This window comes from Tsukamurella conjunctivitidis (assembly GCF_007858475.1).
Taxonomy (GTDB): Bacteria; Actinomycetota; Actinomycetes; order Mycobacteriales; family Mycobacteriaceae; genus Tsukamurella; species Tsukamurella conjunctivitidis.
Window position 1 is genome coordinate 265,703 of the sequence record NZ_VIGX01000003.1, and the last position, 16,769, is coordinate 282,471.

A 16,769-nucleotide genomic window follows, 5' to 3' on the forward strand; every position below is an offset into this window, starting at 1 on the left:
CCGCTCACCCGTGCGGAACTCGGCGTCGCCACCACGGCTGGGACCGCCACGAATTCGGGTCCTCGGCAGTGACGAGCAGGAACCTGCGGTCCAGCGACTCGACGGCGATCCGCAGTCGGTGCGCTCGGCGACCTCCGTTGCGCATGATGCTCTCGAGCCGATCGCGGGCGTCGGTGAGCACGATGCCGTCGCAGCACTCGCAGCCCGTGTAATAGCCGTAGTCACCGTCGCGGACACGGCGTTCCGTCTGCTCGACGTGCTCACGCCACTCCCTGAGGAGGGCGACTGCGGGAACCTCGGGCCGTGGCTTCCGTGGCCGATGCGGGTTCATGACTGTGGGGCGAGCGCCCCGTTCATCCGAAGGTGTTTCATTCGCGGCGCCGTGACGTGGCGCGGCCGGTGCAGGGGCGGCCCGGTCGCCGCCGGGATGAGCATACCCGGCCGCACCCACGACGACTACTGCCAGACGAAGCCGTCGGGATCGGTGAGGGCGCCGAGGGCACCGTCGACGAGGATGCGGTGCGAGCCGCTGCCCTCCTGCGGCACTCCGGCGTCCTTCGCGGCGGCCTTGCGCCCGTAGAGCGCGAGCTTCACGGCGCCGGGTTCGGCGTCGAACTCGACGTACTTGCGGCCGAAGCTCTTCGCCACCGAGAGCCCACGCTCGACGTAGAAGGCCTTGGTCGCGGCGACGTCGTCGACGCCGAGCAGCAGCACCGTGTCATCGACGGTCCGCAGCGGAGCGCCGGTGTTCTTCTTCGACGACGAGGCGATCTTCCAGAGGGTGCCGTCGGGCGCACGGAAGACGCCGCCGTAGCCCCAGAAGGACATCCGTGCGGGCTTGATCTCCGTCGCCCCCGCCGCGATCGCGGGGGCGACGAAGGAGTCCACGACCGCCGGCTCGGCCACGACCAGCGAGATCACGAAGCCGCGGAAGCCGGTGGACGGCTCCGTGGAGACCGTGGTGCGCATGCCGTGGTCAGGGCCGAAGGCGGTGTCGTAGAAGGCCTGGGCTGCGGCGGGGTCGGCCACCTCCAGGGTGAGGGACCGGATCGGGGCGGAGAGCGAGGTTGTCATGCCTGCAACGCTATGAGCTGCGCTTTCGGTGCGCTTCTCGATTCCTGACCGATCCGGCCCCGCCGCTCAGCCGCGGTAGCGGAAGACGATCCGGCCGCGGGTGAGGTCGTACGGGCTGATCTCCACGAGCACCCGGTCGAGCGGCACGATCTTGATGTAGTTCTTCCGGATCTTCCCGCTGATGTGCGCGAGCACGACGTGGCCGTTGTCCAGCTCGACGCGGAACGTCGCGTTCCGGAGCCCCTCGACGACGGTGCCGGCGGCCTCGATGCCGCGTGCGGTCTTCGTCATGGCCGCACCAGCTCGACGGTGGTCTCGACCGCGCGTCCGCCGGCCTGCTCGATCACGGCCACGGCGGCACCGTCCGCCGGGTCCGCCTGCGCCGCGAGGAAGGGCTCGACGCCGGGCGCGGACCGGACCCGCCAAGCCCCGGGCGGAGTGACGGCGGGAGGCGGATCGAGCGGGATGCGGTACAGCGTCTCGCGCCGGTGCGGGGCGAAGCCGTGGCGGCGCCACGCGGCGAGCTGTTCGGCGTCGCCGTCCGCCACGAGGGTGCGCAGCGGCGGCGGCAGCTCGGCGAGGAGGGTCGAGGCCAGCAGGTCGAAAGCCGTTGCGCTCCAGGCGTCGATGCTGATGAATCCGGCGCGTCGCGACGGGCCGCCACGGCCGATGATGCGGCCGTCGGCGTCGACGGCGAGCCAGTCGCCGTCGCCCGCCCGCCGCAGGGTGAGAGGGGAATCGTTCATGGTGTTGCCTTCCAGGAATGCCTGCGTGCGGCGCTCCTGGTGGTGACACCTAGGTCGACCGTGAGAACGGAGGGAGCACCCACATGCGTGAAACGTTCACGGGTCTCACCTCCTTCGGCCGGTCACGGTTGCCTGCAGCGTATCCCCCGGCCGCGTTCGCCCGCATCCCCTTTTCCGTGGGCCGCCGGCCGGCGCACGTACGGTGGGCGAAGGAGGTGCGTCATGGACGAATTCGACGTGATCGTGATCGGCGGCGGGCCGGTGGGCGAGAACGTGGCCGACCGGGTCGTGCGCGGCGGCCTCACCGCCGCGCTCGTGGAGAGCGAGAGGTTCGGCGGCGAGTGCTCCTACTGGGCGTGCATGCCGTCGAAGGCCCTGCTCCGCCCCGGCCAGGCCCTGCACGACGCACAGCACGTGCGCGGCGCCCTCGCGGGCGGGGCGGCCCTCGATCCGGCGGAGGTCTTCGCCCGACGGGACGCCGTGGTCCGGAACTGGGACGACGCGGGCCAGGTGCAGTGGGCGAACACCGCGGGGATCACCACGATCCGGGGTCGCGGCCGGCTCGCCGGACCGCGCCGGGTCACTGTCGTCGGGCCCGACGGTGCCGAGACCGCCCTCACTGCGCGACAGGCCGTGGTGGTCGCGACGGGCACCGATGCGGCGGTGCCCGACGTTCCCGGCCTGCGCGATGCGCGGCCGTGGACCAGCCGCGAGGCGACGAGCGCGCACGCCGCCCCCGGGCGGCTCGCGGTGATCGGCGGCGGCGTGGTCGCGGCCGAGATGGCCACCGCCTACGCGGGCCTCGGATCGCGGGTGACGCTGCTCGCGCGCAGTGGGCTGCTCACGAATCTCGAACCCTTCGCCGGCGAGGCGGTGGGCGACGGACTGCGGGCCCTCGGCGTCGACGTGGTGACCGGCGAATCCCCGACGCGCGTGACGCGCCAGGGCGGCGAGGTGACGATCGAGACCTCGGGCGGGCGCACCGTCGTGGCCGACGGGGTACTGGCCGCCACGGGGCGGGCACCGCGCACCGTCGACCTGGGGCTGGAGACCGTCGGACTGGAGCCGGGTTCGTGGCTCTCCGTCGACGACACGATGCTGGTGGAGGGTTTCGATTGGCTGTACGCGGCGGGCGATGTGAACCACCGGGCGCTGCTGACGCACCAGGGCAAGTACCAGGCACGGGCCGCGGGCGCCGCGATCGCGGCGCGCGCTCGCGGCGCAAGCGTGGACGACGAACCCTGGGGCGCCCAGGTGGCGACGGCGGACCACACCGCGGTGCCACAGGTGATCTTCACGGAGCCGGAGGTCGCGGCGATCGGCGTGACGGAGGCGCAGGCGCGCGAGGCGGGCACCGACATCGCGGTGGTCGACTACGACCTCGGCTGGGTCGCCGGCGCGAGCCTGTACGCCGACGGCTACGCGGGCCGCGCGCGGATGGTCGTCGACGAGGGCCGTGGGGTGGTGATCGGCATGACGCTCGTGGGGCCGGCAGTGGCGGAACTCCTGCACGCGGCGACGATCGCGGTGGTCGGCGAGGTGCCGGTCGACCGGCTGTGGCACGCCGTACCCGCATATCCGACGATCAGCGAGGTGTGGCTGCGACTACTCGAGGCCTACCGGGACCGGTGAGGCCGAAGGGGACCGTGGTGCGCGCGGAGGGACTCGAACCCCCGACAGCCGGTGTGTAAGACCGGAACTCTAACCAACTGAGCTACACGCGCTTGCCGGTCGAAGATAGCGCAGCGAGGGCGTCTTCCCAAAGCGACTGATCGCGCGGCACCCCGGGCTCGTTCATCTCGGAGAACCGGACCACCCCCTCGCGGTCGATCACGAAGGTGCCGCGGTTGGGGTAACCGTTCTTGTCGTTGAGCACCCCGTACGCACGTGCGACGTCGCCGTGCGGCCAGAAGTCCGAGAGGACCGGGAAGAGGTAGCCCTGCGAGCCGGACCACACCTTGTGCGTGGGCGGCGGGCCGACCGAGACGGCGAGGACGGCGGCATCGTCGTTCTCGAACGACGGCAGGGAGTCGCGGATGCCGCCCAGTTCACTCTCGCAGGTGCCGGTGAAGGCCAGCGGGAAGAAGACGAGCAGCACGTTCTTGCGTCCGCGATAGGACTCCAGCGAGACCGGACGGTTGTTCTGGTCACGGAGGGTGAACGACGGGGCCTCGGCACCGACGGGAAGCGGACCGTCGACCTGGGGAGAGGTCACCTCTTGGCCACGCGGCCGGTCTTCGGCTGGACCAGGCGCGAGCCGATCCACGACCCCAGATTGGTCGACGAGGTCTGGGTGAGACCCGCGGTCGGCGCCGCCTCGGCGATCTCGCTGGGCTGCACGTGACCCGGCTGGCCGGTCTTGGGGCTGAGCACCCAGACGTAGCCGTCGTCGGACAGCGGGGTAATCACGTCCATCAGCGTGTCGACCAGGTCGCCGTCGTCGTCGCGCCACCAGAGCACGACCACGTCGATCACCTCATCGGTGTCCTCGTCGAGCATCTCCGCGCCGGTCAGTTCCTCGATGGCAAGCCGCAGGTCGTCGTCGGTGTCGTCGTCCCAACCGATCTCCTGCACGATGTTGCCGGGCTGCAGGCCCATCTTCTGGGCGAATGACCCATTCGTGGACACCGGTGGGAGCCTCCTCGCGTTCGCGCGGACGGCCCGTTGCCACCCGCATAGCACTGTTCGGTGCCAACTTACGGCACCTGCGCCCGCGCGCAAGCGGGGTACGCCGAACTCGCGCTGCGGACCTGCCGAATTCCACCACGCGGAATACGACTGTCGAGTAACTTTCGAATGCGGCAGGATGGGATCTGCGACACACCGCACACCCCTGGCATACCCAGCACCGCCTTCGCGACCCGTGAGGAGCACCAGTGACAGACTCGATCGCCACCACCCCGGCACCCGCCCCAGGACAGGGCCCCGCACCGTCGAACGACGGCCGCCCCGACCGCGTCCGCGTGATCCGCGAGGGAGTGGCGTCCTACCTGCCGGACATCGACCCGGACGAGACCGGCGAGTGGATCGAGTCCTTCGACGACCTCATCGCCACTCACGGCCCCGCGCGTGCGCGCTACCTGATGCTGCGCCTGCTTGAGCGCGCCAGCGAGCAGCGCGTCTCGATCCCGTCGCTCACCTCGACCGACTACGTGAACACGATCCCCACCGATCTCGAGCCCTGGTTCCCGGGCGACGAGGAGATCGAGCGCCGCTACCGCGCCTACATCCGCTGGAACGCGGCCATCATGGTGCACCGGGCGCAGCGCCCCGGCGTCGGCGTGGGCGGACACATCTCGACCTACGCGGGCGCCGCGTCGCTCTACGAGGTCGGCTTCAACCACTTCTTCCGCGGCAAGGAGCACCCCGGCGGCGGCGATCAGGTCTTCATCCAGGGACACGCCTCCCCCGGCATCTACGCGCGCGCCTTCCTCGAGGGCCGCATCCCCGCCGAGCGCCTGGACGGCTTCCGGCAGGAGAAGTCCCACGAGGACAAGGGCAAGGGTCTCCCCTCCTACCCGCACCCCCGGCTGCTGTCGAACTTCTGGGAGTTCCCGACGGTGTCGATGGGGCTCGGCCCGATGAACGCCATCCAGCAGGCGCGGTTCAACCACTACCTGCAAGACCGCGGCATCAAGGACACCTCCGATCAGCACGTCTGGGCCTTCCTGGGCGACGGCGAGATGGACGAGCCCGAATCGCGCGGCCAGATCCAGATCGCCGCCACCGAGGGACTCGACAACCTGACCTTCGTCGTCAACTGCAACCTGCAGCGCCTCGACGGGCCGGTGCGCGGCAACGGCAAGATCATCCAGGAGCTCGAGTCCTTCTTCCGTGGCGCCGGCTGGAACGTCATCAAGGTCATCTGGGGCCGCGAGTGGGACGAGCTGCTGCACAAGGACCGCGACGGCGCGCTCGTCAACATCATGAACAACACGCCCGACGGCGACTACCAGACCTTCAAGGCGAACGACGGCGCCTTCGTCCGCGAGCACTTCTTCGGCCGCGACCCGCGGACCAAGGAGTTGGTCCAGGACATGACCGACGAGCAGATCTGGGGCCTGCGCCGCGGCGGCCACGACTACCGCAAGCTGTACGCGGCCTACAAGTCGGCGATGGAGCACAAGGGCCAGCCGACGGTGATCCTGGCGCACACCGTCAAGGGCTTCGGCCTGGGCCACAACTTCGAGGGCCGCAACGCCACGCACCAGATGAAGAAGCTCACGCTCGACGATCTCAAGGGCTTCCGAGATCACCTGCGCATCCCGATCTCCGACGCGGAGCTCGAGAAGGACCCCTACCTCCCGCCGTACTACAACCCGGGGCCGGAGTCGAAGGAGATCCAGTACATGCTGGATCGCCGCAAGCAGCTGGGCGGCTTCGTGCCCTCGCGGCGCACGCAGGCGCAGGTGCTCAAGACTCCCGGCATCGACGCGGTGAAGGTGATGCTCAAGGGCTCGGGCAAGCAGCAGGTCGCGACGACGCAGGCCGTGGTGCGCATCTTCAAGGAACTGCTGCGCGACCCGGAGGTCGGGCCCCGGATCGTCCCGATCATCCCCGACGAGGCGCGCACCTTCGGCATGGACAGCTGGTTCCCCACGCTGAAGATCTACAACCGCCTCGGCCAGACCTACACCGCGGTCGACGCGCAGCTGATGCTCGCGTACAAGGAGAACCCGCAGGGCGTCATCCTCCACGAGGGCATCAACGAGGCCGGCTCGACCGCGTCGTTCACCGCGGTGGGCACGTCCTACGCCACGCACGACGTGCCGATGATCCCGCTGTACATCTTCTACTCGATGTTCGGCTTCCAGCGCACCGGCGACGGCCTGTGGGCCGCGGCCGACCAGATGGCCCGCGGCTTCGTGCTCGGCGCCACCGCCGGCCGCACCACGCTGACGGGCGAAGGCCTGCAGCACGCCGACGGCCACAGTCACGTGCTCGCGTCGACCAACCCCGCGGTCGTCGCCTACGACCCCGCGTTCGCGTACGAGCTCGCGCACATCGTGATCGACGGCCTGCGGCGGATGTACGGGGAGAACCCGGAGAACATCTACTACTACATCACCGTCTACAACGAGCCGATCCACCAGCCTGCGGAGCCCGAGAACCTGGACGTCGACGGTCTGCTCAAGGGCCTGTACCTGTTCAAGCCCTCCGACGGCGCGCACGAGAAGAAGGCGAACATCCTCGCCTCCGGCGTGACCATGCCCGACGCGCTCAAGGCCCAGGAGTTGCTGGCCGAGGAGTGGGGCGTCTCCGCCTCGGTGTTCTCGGTGACCAGCTGGGTCGAGCTCTCGCGCGACGGCATCGAGTCGGAGAAGGCGGCGCTGCGGAACCCGGGCGCCGAATTCCGCACCCCGCACGTCACGAAGATCCTCGGCGACACCGAGGGGCCGACGATCGCGGCGTCCGACTTCATGCGCGGCACGCAGGACCTCATCCGGCAGTGGGTGCCGGGAACGTACGTCACGCTGGGCACCGACGGCTTCGGCTTCTCGGACACCCGCCCGGCGGCCCGGCGCTACTTCAACGTCGACGCCGAGTCGATCGTCGTGGGCGTTCTCCTGGGTCTTGCGCGCGACGGCGCGCTCGATTTCTCGGTCGCCGCGGACGCCGCGCAGCGGTACCGGATCGACGACGTGCTCGCCGCCCCGAAGCAGACCTCGGACCCCGGCGTAGCCTAGGACTCCATGACCGCTGATACGGGCTCGTTCCCCCTCCCCGGGAAGCCGGGGAAGGGGAGCTTCAACCGGAAGCGTCCCGAGCCTCGCGACGTCCTGCCCGAGGCGATCCTCGCCAGGATCCGCCAGTACTCGGGCCGCGTCGCGACCGAGGCGGTGCGCTCCATGGAGGAGCAACTGCCGTACTTCGCGGATCTGGAGGCCAGCCAGCGGGCGTCGATCCAGCTGGTCGTCCAGACCGCGGTGGTCAACTTCGCGGAGTGGATCGAGAACCCGAGCAACGTCGAGTACACCGTCGCCTCGTTCCAGACGGTGCCGCAGGACCTGGCCCGCAAGGTCTCGCTCCTGCAGACCGTCGAAATGGTCCGCGTGGCGATGGAGTTCTTCGAGCGCTGGCTGCCCCTGCTGGCGCGCAACGAGGACCAGCTCATCGCGCTCACCGAGGCGGTGCTGCGGTACGGCCGGGAGATCGGCTTCGGTGCCGCCTCGATCTACGCCTCGGCCGCCGAGGCCCGGGGCGCGTGGGACTCCCGGATGGAGGCGCTGGTGGTCGACGCAGTGGTCCGCGGCGACACCGGCGCCAACCTGCTCTCGCGGGCCGCCGCGCTGAATTGGGACCCCGTGGCCTCCGCCACGGTCATCGTCGGCAACCCGCCGCCGGACCAGAACGTCTCCGTGGCCGGATCGGTCCACGACACGGCGCGGTCCCACGGCCGGTCGGCGCTGGCCGTTGTGCAAGGCACCAAATTGGTGGTCATCGTCAGTGGCGCCGTGACCTCCGGCGACCCCTTCGCGGACGCGCTCATGCTGCACTTCGCCGACGGGCCCGTTGTGATCGGGCACACCACCCCGACGCTGGAGGACGCCCACGCCTCGGCGGTCGAGGCCATCGCGGGCGTCAACGCCGTCGCGGGCTGGCCGGGCGCTCCACGCCCGGTGCACAGCTGGGAGCTACTGCCCGAGCGCGCACTGATCGGCGACACGCACGCCGGCCGCACCCTCTACGAACTCCTGGTGAAGCCGCTCGAGGAGGCGGGTTCGGCCCTATCCGACACGCTGGACGCCTACCTGGACTCGGGCGGTGCGGTCGAGTCGTGCGCCCGCGAGTTGTTCGTCCACCCCAACACCGTGCGGTACCGACTGAAGAAGATCGCCGAGATCACCGGGCGCGATCCGCAGGACCCGCGCGACGCCTTCGTGCTGCGCGTGGCGGCGACGATCGGGCGCCTCGCGGCCGCCAATCCGGACCGCTTCACCCCCGCCGCTATGACGCGAATCACAGATATCTCGCTGAGCTAATCCAGTCACATATAACACTCTGGTAACAGGCAGGACTCGCTGAGCAGCACTTTTGTGGAAACCCCACAAATTCGATGAGTCAGGTTCTCAGGCTCCAACACCTTCTTTTCAGGTTCCCGGGGTGTTTCCTGGTACACGTGATTGCACTGCTCGCACCCGGACAGGGTTCCCAGAAGCCCGGCATGCTGACCGCATGGCTCGATCAGCCTTCTGCCGTGGAGCGCCTCCGCGCATGGTCCGAGATCGCCGATCTCGACCTGGTCCGCCTCGGCACCATCGCCGAGGCCGACGAGATCACGGACACCGCCGTGACGCAGCCCCTCGTGGTGGCCGCCGCTCTGCTCGCCTTCGAGCAGATGGGCGCGCAGCCGTCGGACACGGTCGTCGCCGGCCACTCCGTCGGTGAGCTCGCCGCCGCCGCCGTCGCCGGTGTCATCACCGCCGACGAGGCCGTCCGCCTGGCCGCGATCCGCGGTCGCGCGATGGCCGCGGCGTGCGCGCTGGTCCCCACATCGATGACCGCCGTGCTCGGCGGCGACGAGGCGGACGTCCTCGCCACCCTCGAGTCCTTCGACCTGATCCCGGCCAACATGAACGCCTCCGGGCAGATCGTGGCCGCGGGCACCGTCGAGAACCTGCAGAAGCTGGCCGACAACGCCCCCGAGAAGGCGCGCCTGCGCCCGCTCGCCGTGGCCGGTGCCTTCCACACCGAGTTCATGGCTCCCGCGCAGGAAGCCGTCGCGGCCGCCGCGCAGAGCATCGTTCCGCGCGACCCGCAGCTCACGCTGCTGTCGAACCGCGACGGCAAGCCCGTCACCTCCGGCGAGACCGCCCTGGCGCAGATCGTCGCCCAGGTCACCCGCCCGGTGCGCTGGGATCTGTGCACCGCCACGATGCGTGAGGCCGAGGTCTCGATGGTCGTGGAGCTGCCCCCCGCCGGTGCCCTCGTGGGTATCGCGAAGCGCGAGCTCAAGGGTGTGCCGCAGGTCGCCGTCAAGACCCCGGCCGACCTGACCGAGCTGCTCGCCTCCGCGCAGTAGCAGAAGACCACCCGACGGGCCGCCCGGCACCGTCGGAACCCGCGGCGCACGCCGCCGCACGGATAGACTCCCGTCTCCGCGAAATCGCGGGTCGGGTCACACAAGGAAAGGGACCCACTGTGGCCACCAGCCAGGACGAAATCGTCGCCGCCATCGCCGAGATCATCGAAGAGGTCACCGGCATCGAGCCTTCCGAGGTCACCCTGAACAAGGCGTTCATCGACGACCTGGACATCGACTCGCTGTCGATGGTCGAGATCGCCGTGCAGCTCGAGGACAAGTACGGCGTCAAGGTGCCGGACGAGGACCTCGCGGGCCTGAAGACCGTGGGCGACGCCGTCGCGTACATCCAGAAGCTCGAGGCCGAGAACACCGAGCTCGCCGCCGAGCTCAAGGGCAAGTACGAGGCCGAGAAGGGCAAGTAAGCCCTTGTCATCGCTGAGGAATTTCTCGACGCTGGGGGGTGAGTTCCCCAGTGTCGTCGTCACCGCCATCGAGCTGACCACGTCGATCGGAGTCGATACCGACTCCACCTGGCAGGGACTGCTCGCCGGCAAGAGCGGCATCCGTCCGCTCCAGGGCGATTTCATCGGCGTGCAGATCCCCGATCTGCCGGTGCGGTTCGGCGGCCAGCTGCTGTCGGACCCGTCGGACGACGTGCCTGAGCGGCCAGACCGCCAGCACGCCGGGGACATCAGCAAGCAGCACGTGTCGAAGCGGCGCATGTCCTACGTCGAGCAGGTCTCCCATGTGATGACCAAGCGACTGTGGGACAACGCCGGACGTCCGGATGTCGATCCGACTCGCCTCGCGGCGGTCGTCGGCACCGGGCTCGGCGGCGGCGAGACGATGGTGCAGGCCGTGGACGCTCTCCGCGACTCCGGCGTGCGCAAGGTCTCGCCGTTCGCCGTGCAGATGTCCATGCCGAACGGCGCCTGCGCCGTCTCGGCACTGGAGATCGGCGCCCGCGCGGGCGCCATCGCACCGGTCTCGGCCTGCTCGACCGGCAACGAGGCCATCGCGCACGCCTGGCGCCAGATCGTTCTCGGCGACGCCGACATCGCGGTCTGCGGAGGCGTGGAGGGCCGGATCGACTCGCCGCCCATCGCGTCCTTCGCGATGATGCGCGCGCTGTCGACCCGCAACGACGACCCGCAGGCCGCCTCGCGCCCGTTCGACAAGGACCGCGACGGCTTCGTCTTCGGCGAGGCCCAGGCACTCATGATCATCGAGACCGAGGAGCACGCCCTGGCGCGCGGCGCGAAGCCGATCGCCCGGCTCCTCGGCGCCGGCATCACCTCCGACGGCTACCACATGGTGTCGCCGGACGTGGAGGGCGGCGGAGCGGCGCGCGCGATGAAGCGGGCGATGGAGACCGCGGGCCTGTCCCGCTCCGACATCGACTTCATCAACGCGCACGCCACGGCCACACCGATCGGTGACACCGCGGAGGCGAAGGCGATCAACGCCGTCGTCGGCACGGATGCCGCGATCTACGCACCCAAGGGCGCGCTGGGCCACTCCATCGGCGCCGTCGGCGCTCTCGAGGCCGCCCTGACGGTGCTCTCGATCCGGGACGGGATCATCCCGCCCACGCTGAACCTGGAGAACCAGGATCCCGAGATCGAGCTCGACGTGGTCCACGGTGCCGCCCGCAAGGGCGACATCACCTACGCGCTGAACAACTCCTTCGGGTTCGGCGGCCACAACGTGGCGCTGGCGTTCGGCAAGTACTGACGTTTCTCCAGAAGCCGGTCGTCGGGGACAACCCCGGCGGCCGGTTTCGCATTTCCCGGCGGTGACTACATCGTCAGGTCGGCGCCGAGCCAGTGCTCGGGTTCGAGGACCACGGTGAGGTGCTCCCCCAACTGGCCGAAGGCGAACTCGAGGTAGCCCTCGAGCTCGGCGCCGGAGAGGTACCGGGCCGCCATCGCCCGGATCTCGTCGTCGGTGGAGGGCCGCGATTCGGCGACGGCCCCCTCCACGCTCACGTACATCGTGCGCGGTTCGACGGTGTCGACCATCAGCGAGAAACGCCCCGCTGCGGACAGCGCCGTCGCCTTGCGGGAGCCGACACCGATGGTGATCCACGGCTTCCCGCCGGGCTCGTAGGCGTACCAGACGGGCACGGTGAGCGGACCGCGACCGGGTTCGGCGACGGAGAACGCCGCGACGTGGGGTTGTGCGAGGAATTCCTGCTTCTCGGATGCTGAGAGTGCCATGTCCCGATGGTGGCAGATCGGGCTGACGACTTTCAGCACACGAGCGATCCCGGTGTCCCGGTCCCGGCGGGGCGCCGTCGCCGTGGCGCCGCGCTCGCCCGCCAGGGCCGGGTCTCAGGCAGGTACTGGGGCCGTCAGCCGACGGCCTGCGACAGCCAGGTCACCTCGGCGCCCTGGCCGCCCATGCGGAAGGGCTCGAGCGCCTCGTCCCACGCGGTTCCCAAGAGCGAGTCGAGGGACGTCTGCAGGCCCTCGGGGCCCTGGTCGAGCATCATCGAGCGCAACTGCGCCTCGCCCAGCAGGGTGTCGCCGGACGCGCTCATGGTGCCGCGCCACAACCCCAGCCCCGGGGCGTAGCAGAACCGCTCACCGTCGACCCCCTCGGAGGGGTCCTCGGTGACCTCGAACCTGAGAGAGTTCCACTCCCTCAGGGTGTTCGCCATCCGCGCACCGCTCCCGACCGGGCCCACCCAGTCGACGACGGCACGCTGCATGCCGGGGACGGCCTCCTGCGCGGACCACTTGAGCGTGGCCCGGGCGTCGAGGGTCCTCGACAGTGCCCACTCCACGTGCGGGCACAGTGCAGCAGGTGCGGCGTGAATCCAGACGACTCCCGTCGTCACCTCTGCAAACTGACTCAGCTGCTGCATGGTTGCCACCTTCTTCGTTTCGACGAGGACGTCTTCCCCAAGCCACCTGTCGAAACGTGCGGGCTACCAGCTGCGCTTTATCACATCGATGTAGTTATGAAGCCATTGTGCACCATGATGCGCGTGTTGCGCCAGTTACTCGCCTTGAAGTTCCTGAGAAATCAGCCGATCGTTGAACTCGGACCACAGCGGCTTGGCCCAGGCGCCGAAGGGACGATCGGTGAGAACGACCGCGGCGAGTTGCAGGTCGGGGTCGAACCAGAGATACGTCCCCGCCTGACCGAAGTGCCCGACGGTGCGCGGTGAGTTCCGCGTGCCCGTCCAGTGCGCCCGCTTGTCGCCCTTCACCTCGAAGCCGAGACCCCAGCTGTTGTTCGTGAACTTGCCGTAGCCGGGGACGAAGCCCGCAAGCCCCGGGTAGTGGACGGTGAGCGCGCCCGCGACGGTGCCCGGATCGAGGAGTGTGGGCGCCGCGACCTCGGCGGCGAACCGCGCCAGATCCGCAGTCGTCGACCGGGCCCCGTGGCCGGCCGGACCCGTGAGCTCCGAACCGTGCATCCCCAGGGGCTCGAAGACCGCCTCGCGCAGATAATCGGCGAACGGGATATCGGTCTCCTGCTCGACCACGCCGGCCAACGCCTCGTACCCGTACGAGCTGTATATGCGTTGCGTGGCCGGAGGCGCTTGCACAGTCGCCGAATCGAAGGCGAGCCCCGAGGCATGGGCCAGCAGGTGTTCGACGGTGCTGCCCTCCGGCCCGGCCGGCCGGCGCAGCGAGATCGCCTCCTCCTCGATCGCCACGAGCACGCCGTACGCCACGAGAAGCTTCGTGACGGAGGCCAATTCGTACTGCCGGTCCACATCGCCGTAGGTATCGACGGTGCGCGTCCCGTCCGTCCGCAGCAGCGCGCCCGCCGCATTGTCGACGGGCCATTCCGACAGTTCCGCGAGGCTCATTCGCGTCCTTTCGATCGTTCCCGCCACCCTATCGCGGAGATCCCCGAGAACTTAGGTTCGGTCAATAGCAGGGAGAGGAATCTCTGATGTCGAACTCCCCAAATTTGCTGTGGCACAAAGCGTGATGTTCAAGACGCCAACGGTCTTACTCTCAGCGCGGATGCGCGATTGCGGCATCTGCATTTCGTCCGAGAGGAACCTCCCACCATGAGTGCGAAGCATCGCAAGGCCTCGACGCTGGCCGCCAAGCGCACCGGCATCGCCGCGACCGCTGTCGGCGCGACCGCAGCCATCGGCCTCATGAGCGCCCCCGCCCATGCGGCCGCGCCCGACTACAGCACAGCGATCAGCGACTATTCGCACGCGCTCGACAATTTCCTCAACGCGTCGAACAACGTCACCACCAGCCTGGGCTCGGTGTGGAACCCGATCGCGGCACCGACCGGTGGGATCCTCCCGACCTTCGGCTCGTCGTACAGCAAGGTGGACGTCACCAAGATCTCGAGTCTCCCCGCTGTGCTGCGGAACATCGCGGGCCTGAACCTGCCCACCGGGGTTCCCGGTGTCGTGCCGAACGTCGTTCTCCCCGGCGGCGCCCAACTCGACCTGTCGAAGATCCTCCCCACGTCGATGCCGGGCGGCGCGCTCCTCAACGGTGCGGCGTCCGTCCTCGACGGTGCGCTCGGGCTCCCCGTGATCGGCCCGTACATCGACAGGCTCCCCGCCCTGAGCGAGGTCATCGACGGGCTCACCGCCACGCAGAGCAAGTACACCAGCTCCTACGCCTGGAAGCTCCTACAGCTCAGCGGAACGACCAACGTCCTCAACACCTTCGTCCAGACCCCGAGCGGACTGGCACTCAAGCAGTTCACCCTCCCGACCCTCCCCGGACTGCCGGGGATCACGCTCGGCCCCGTGAACATCCTTCCCGAGGGCAGCCTGCCGTCGGGCACCGTCTGGCTGCCGCAGGCCGACGGCACGTACACGTTCCCGCTGGGCGCGAAGGCGGGCTTCTGGGGTGCGGCGCCCACTGCCGCGCTGAAGATCCCCGGCTGGCTCGGCGGTTCGGAGACCGTGGTGTCGGTGCCGATCGGTGCGGCCGGTGTGGAGCTCCCGCTCGGTCTCGCCAAGGCCGGTGTCCTGGGCGCGAACGTGTTGCTGCCCACGCAGAACGGCGTCTACTCGCCCATCGGCCTCACGATGACGAACGTCAACACGATCCTGCCGGTCGGTTTCACGAACATCAACGTCACGACGGGCAACTACGTCGGTACCAACGGGATCAACGTCAACAACGGACAGAACCTGCTGTTGTTGCAGAACCCGCTGGGCGTGCCGCTGCCGATCCTCTACGGCCTGGGCGGTTTCAACGTCGGGGTCGAGGGCGCGGGTCTGACGTCGCCGTCGCTGTTCGGCGTCAAGCTGTTCTCGGACAACCTGCTCCAGCTCGGAACGCAGACGGGCCCGAACTCCAGCGCCGGCCTGATCCCGCCGGAAATCCTGCCCACCGATCCCCTGAGCCAGATCGTCACCGGCGTCACGTCGCCGCTCGGCGTCAGCTCCCTGACGCAGCTGCTCGGGATCGATGCGTTCATCAAGCCGGTGATGACGGCGTTCGGACCGGTGTACCAGGTGGTCTCCGCGGTCACGCTGAAGCCGCTGTCGGACTTCGCGACCAGCCAGTACGGACCGTTCATCAACGGTTCCGCGTCGCAGCTGCTGGGCCTGTCGAAGACGCTGTCCGAGCAGAGCGCGAACCTGCCCGGCGCCCCGGCGCAGTCGGCCGCGGATTCGAGCGCGGCGGCGAAGCAGACCGCGGGTGCCCACCGTGCGGAGGACGGCGGCACGCCGGTCTCGACGCTCCTCGCCCGGGGCGCCGGAGTCGAGCAGACGCAGGCCACCGCCTCCGCGGACCAGACGACGACCGCAGGCACCCCGGATGCCGGCACCGGCACGGCCACGCCGCCGGTGACCTCGCCGGTCACGCCGACGCCGGCGCCCGTCGTCGAGACGCCCACGCCTGCACCGGAGCCGACGCCGACCCCCGAGACGCCGAGCGCTGAGACCCCGACCGTCGAGACTCCGGCGGCCGAGGCACCGGCCGCCGAGCCCGAGCCCGAACCGGCCGGCACCTCGACGGCCGCCGCGGAGACGGCACCGTCGACCAACGAGGCGTCGACGATGAGCACGGACCCGGCCACGACGGACGCCGGCAGCACCGACGCCGGTGTGGACAAGGCCGCGTAACCCGCGGACACGATCGCCGGCCCGGCCGCCCCTCCGGGCCGGCGATCGTTCTACCGCACGGGGATCCCGGTCGGAAAGCCGTCGATGCTGTGGGTGTTGCGCTCGCGGTGGTAGCGCTCGATGCCCTCGTCGCCCTTGTTGGCGGCCCACGAGTCCATGAGCGTGCGTTGCCCCTCGAACTCGTACAGTGGCACGCCGAAGCCGCACGAGGTCTGCACGAGGTCGACGGTGACGTCGAAGACGTTGCGGGCACCGCGCATCCGGGGGAACCGCGCGATCAGCTCGTCCCAGTCGGCATCGCCGTCGTGGACGGCCCGGGCGGTGCCGTAGAGCCGCAGGATCAGCGGCTTCCCCTCGAAGGCGCAGAACATCACCGTGATCCGCGGGTTCCGCAGCAGGTGGGCCGCGGTCTCGTTGCCGCTTCCCGTGCCGTTGAGCCATGCCACGCGGTTCGGGCCCAGGACGCGCAGGGAGTCGAGCCCCTTCGGGGACACGTTCACCCGTCCGTCCGGCGCCGCGGTGCCCACGAAGAACATCTGCTGGCCTTCGATGAACTGCTGTAACCGATCGGTGATCTGCGCGTACTGGGTCGCCATGCGCTCAGTATCGTCCTCGCTCGGCGCCGGGCGGAATCCACGTCTACGACCAGTCCTCGGGCGCCCGGCGACGACCAGCCTCGCCCGGTGCCGAACAGGGATGTGGCGCTGAGGCCGAACATCGCCAGGAAGGCATCGCTGAAGTGCGACGGAGAAGCGAAGCCCGCATCCGCCGCAGCCCGAGTGAGGTCGGCGCGCACGCGCTCGATCGATCGACGCACCCGGAGCTCCGGCGGCGGTGCCGCGCCGAAAGC

At 69.6% G+C, this 16,769-nt stretch carries 17 protein-coding genes and 1 tRNA gene; 7 read left to right on the plus strand and 11 right to left on the minus strand.

The genetic code is table 11. The features are described 5' to 3' along the window. Positions 1-4: 4 nt before the first annotated feature. The 4 genes from FK530_RS08290 to FK530_RS25795 all read right to left on the minus strand — a co-directional run bounded on the left by FK530_RS08290 (position 5) and on the right by FK530_RS25795 (position 1,820). A complete protein-coding gene (locus FK530_RS08290) occupies positions 5-331 on the minus strand; it encodes a hypothetical protein (protein ID WP_146486547.1) in 327 nt (108 codons plus the stop codon). A gap of 125 nt (positions 332-456) precedes the next feature. Beyond that, positions 457-1,074 (minus strand): VOC family protein, encoded by a 618-nt coding sequence (locus FK530_RS08295; protein WP_146486548.1) that lies wholly within the window; start codon positions 1,072-1,074, stop codon positions 457-459. A 66-nt stretch (positions 1,075-1,140) separates the two neighbouring features. Further along, complete coding sequence (infA, locus tag FK530_RS08300) at positions 1,141-1,365, minus strand: translation initiation factor IF-1 (protein WP_146486549.1); 225 nt, start codon at positions 1,363-1,365, stop codon at positions 1,141-1,143. Continuing rightward, on the minus strand, positions 1,362-1,820 hold the full coding sequence (locus tag FK530_RS25795; RefSeq protein WP_158645051.1) for a hypothetical protein: 459 nt from the start codon (positions 1,818-1,820) through the stop codon (positions 1,362-1,364). The genes infA and FK530_RS25795 overlap by 4 nt, the downstream gene beginning before the upstream one ends. Positions 1,821-2,042: 222 nt before the next feature. Between FK530_RS25795 and FK530_RS08310 the strand changes: the two genes are divergently transcribed. Next, a complete protein-coding gene (locus FK530_RS08310; RefSeq protein WP_146486550.1) occupies positions 2,043-3,452 on the plus strand; it encodes a dihydrolipoyl dehydrogenase family protein in 1,410 nt (469 codons plus the stop codon). A 15-nt stretch (positions 3,453-3,467) separates the two neighbouring features. Here FK530_RS08310 and FK530_RS08315 read toward each other — a convergent pair. The 3 genes from FK530_RS08315 to FK530_RS08325 form a co-directional block, all read right to left on the minus strand. Continuing rightward, positions 3,468-3,544: transfer RNA gene (locus tag FK530_RS08315), tRNA-Val, on the minus strand. Further along, positions 3,535-4,035 carry a peroxiredoxin gene (locus tag FK530_RS08320; RefSeq protein ID WP_146486551.1) on the minus strand — a complete coding sequence of 167 codons (501 nt, stop codon included), beginning with the start codon at positions 4,033-4,035 and terminating at the stop codon, positions 3,535-3,537. The genes FK530_RS08315 and FK530_RS08320 overlap by 10 nt, the downstream gene beginning before the upstream one ends. Beyond that, entirely contained in the window at positions 4,032-4,418 is a 387-nt protein-coding gene (locus FK530_RS08325; protein ID WP_146486693.1) for a DUF3052 domain-containing protein, read from the minus strand. Before FK530_RS08325 ends, FK530_RS08320 begins: the two co-directional genes overlap by 4 nt. A 278-nt stretch (positions 4,419-4,696) precedes the next feature. Here FK530_RS08325 and aceE point away from each other — a divergent pair, with 278 nt between their 5' ends. The 5 genes from aceE (at position 4,697) to FK530_RS08350 (ending at position 11,580) form a co-directional block, all read left to right on the plus strand. Further along, positions 4,697-7,507, plus strand: coding sequence for a pyruvate dehydrogenase (acetyl-transferring), homodimeric type (aceE, locus tag FK530_RS08330; RefSeq protein ID WP_146486552.1), 2,811 nt, complete (start codon positions 4,697-4,699; stop codon positions 7,505-7,507). Between the two features lie 6 nt (positions 7,508-7,513). Further along, positions 7,514-8,803 (plus strand): PucR family transcriptional regulator, encoded by a 1,290-nt coding sequence (locus FK530_RS08335; RefSeq protein WP_146486553.1) that lies wholly within the window; start codon positions 7,514-7,516, stop codon positions 8,801-8,803. A 137-nt stretch (positions 8,804-8,940) separates the two neighbouring features. After that, positions 8,941-9,843: an ACP S-malonyltransferase gene (locus FK530_RS08340; protein ID WP_146486554.1), complete on the plus strand. Its 903-nt coding sequence runs from the start codon at positions 8,941-8,943 to the stop codon at positions 9,841-9,843. Positions 9,844-9,962: 119 nt separating this feature from the next. After that, complete coding sequence (acpM, locus tag FK530_RS08345; protein ID WP_146486555.1) at positions 9,963-10,268, plus strand: meromycolate extension acyl carrier protein AcpM; 306 nt, start codon at positions 9,963-9,965, stop codon at positions 10,266-10,268. A 4-nt stretch (positions 10,269-10,272) separates the two neighbouring features. Beyond that, entirely contained in the window at positions 10,273-11,580 is a 1,308-nt protein-coding gene (locus FK530_RS08350; protein WP_146486556.1) for a KasA/KasB family beta-ketoacyl-ACP synthase, read from the plus strand. A 65-nt stretch (positions 11,581-11,645) separates the two neighbouring features. Here FK530_RS08350 and FK530_RS08355 read toward each other — a convergent pair whose 3' ends face one another. The 3 genes from FK530_RS08355 to FK530_RS08365 all read right to left on the minus strand — a co-directional run bounded on the left by FK530_RS08355 (position 11,646) and on the right by FK530_RS08365 (position 13,672). Next, positions 11,646-12,065, minus strand: a complete 420-nt coding sequence (locus FK530_RS08355; RefSeq protein ID WP_146486557.1) for a pyridoxamine 5'-phosphate oxidase family protein — start codon at positions 12,063-12,065, stop codon at positions 11,646-11,648. 134 nt (positions 12,066-12,199) lie between these two features. Further along, positions 12,200-12,715 (minus strand): DUF3145 domain-containing protein, encoded by a 516-nt coding sequence (locus tag FK530_RS08360; protein ID WP_068521214.1) that lies wholly within the window; start codon positions 12,713-12,715, stop codon positions 12,200-12,202. Positions 12,716-12,850: 135 nt separating this feature from the next. Next, the gene (locus FK530_RS08365) at positions 12,851-13,672 is read right to left on the minus strand and encodes a serine hydrolase domain-containing protein (RefSeq protein WP_146486558.1); all 822 of its coding nucleotides are present in this window, start codon (positions 13,670-13,672) and stop codon (positions 12,851-12,853) included. Positions 13,673-13,879: 207 nt separating this feature from the next. Here FK530_RS08365 and FK530_RS08370 point away from each other — a divergent pair, with 207 nt between their 5' ends. Continuing rightward, entirely contained in the window at positions 13,880-15,919 is a 2,040-nt protein-coding gene (locus FK530_RS08370) for a hypothetical protein (protein ID WP_146486559.1), read from the plus strand. A 50-nt stretch (positions 15,920-15,969) separates the two neighbouring features. Here the strand turns inward: FK530_RS08370 and FK530_RS08375 are convergent, their stop codons facing one another. Beyond that, on the minus strand, positions 15,970-16,515 hold the full coding sequence (locus tag FK530_RS08375) for a pyridoxamine 5'-phosphate oxidase family protein (RefSeq protein ID WP_146486560.1): 546 nt from the start codon (positions 16,513-16,515) through the stop codon (positions 15,970-15,972). Positions 16,516-16,769 lie beyond the last annotated feature (254 nt).

Bases quoted from the DNA above. Each gene is read 5' to 3' on its own strand.
- FK530_RS08370 (WP_146486559.1), top strand. From the start codon at position 13,880: ATGAGTGCGAAGCATCGCAAGGCCTCGACGCTGGCCGCCAAGCGCACC.
- FK530_RS08375 (WP_146486560.1), bottom strand. From the start codon at position 16,515: ATGGCGACCCAGTACGCGCAGATCACCGATCGGTTACAGCAGTTCATC.
- FK530_RS08360 (WP_068521214.1), bottom strand. From the start codon at position 12,715: ATGCAGCAGCTGAGTCAGTTTGCAGAGGTGACGACGGGAGTCGTCTGG.
- FK530_RS08310 (WP_146486550.1), top strand. From the start codon at position 2,043: ATGGACGAATTCGACGTGATCGTGATCGGCGGCGGGCCGGTGGGCGAG.
- FK530_RS08335 (WP_146486553.1), top strand. From the start codon at position 7,514: ATGACCGCTGATACGGGCTCGTTCCCCCTCCCCGGGAAGCCGGGGAAG.
- FK530_RS25795 (WP_158645051.1), bottom strand. From the start codon at position 1,820: ATGAACGATTCCCCTCTCACCCTGCGGCGGGCGGGCGACGGCGACTGG.
- FK530_RS08365 (WP_146486558.1), bottom strand. From the start codon at position 13,672: ATGAGCCTCGCGGAACTGTCGGAATGGCCCGTCGACAATGCGGCGGGC.
- FK530_RS08325 (WP_146486693.1), bottom strand. From the start codon at position 4,418: ATGGGCCTGCAGCCCGGCAACATCGTGCAGGAGATCGGTTGGGACGAC.
- FK530_RS08290 (WP_146486547.1), bottom strand. From the start codon at position 331: ATGAACCCGCATCGGCCACGGAAGCCACGGCCCGAGGTTCCCGCAGTC.
- infA (WP_146486549.1), bottom strand. From the start codon at position 1,365: ATGACGAAGACCGCACGCGGCATCGAGGCCGCCGGCACCGTCGTCGAG.
- FK530_RS08355 (WP_146486557.1), bottom strand. From the start codon at position 12,065: ATGGCACTCTCAGCATCCGAGAAGCAGGAATTCCTCGCACAACCCCAC.
- FK530_RS08295 (WP_146486548.1), bottom strand. From the start codon at position 1,074: ATGACAACCTCGCTCTCCGCCCCGATCCGGTCCCTCACCCTGGAGGTG.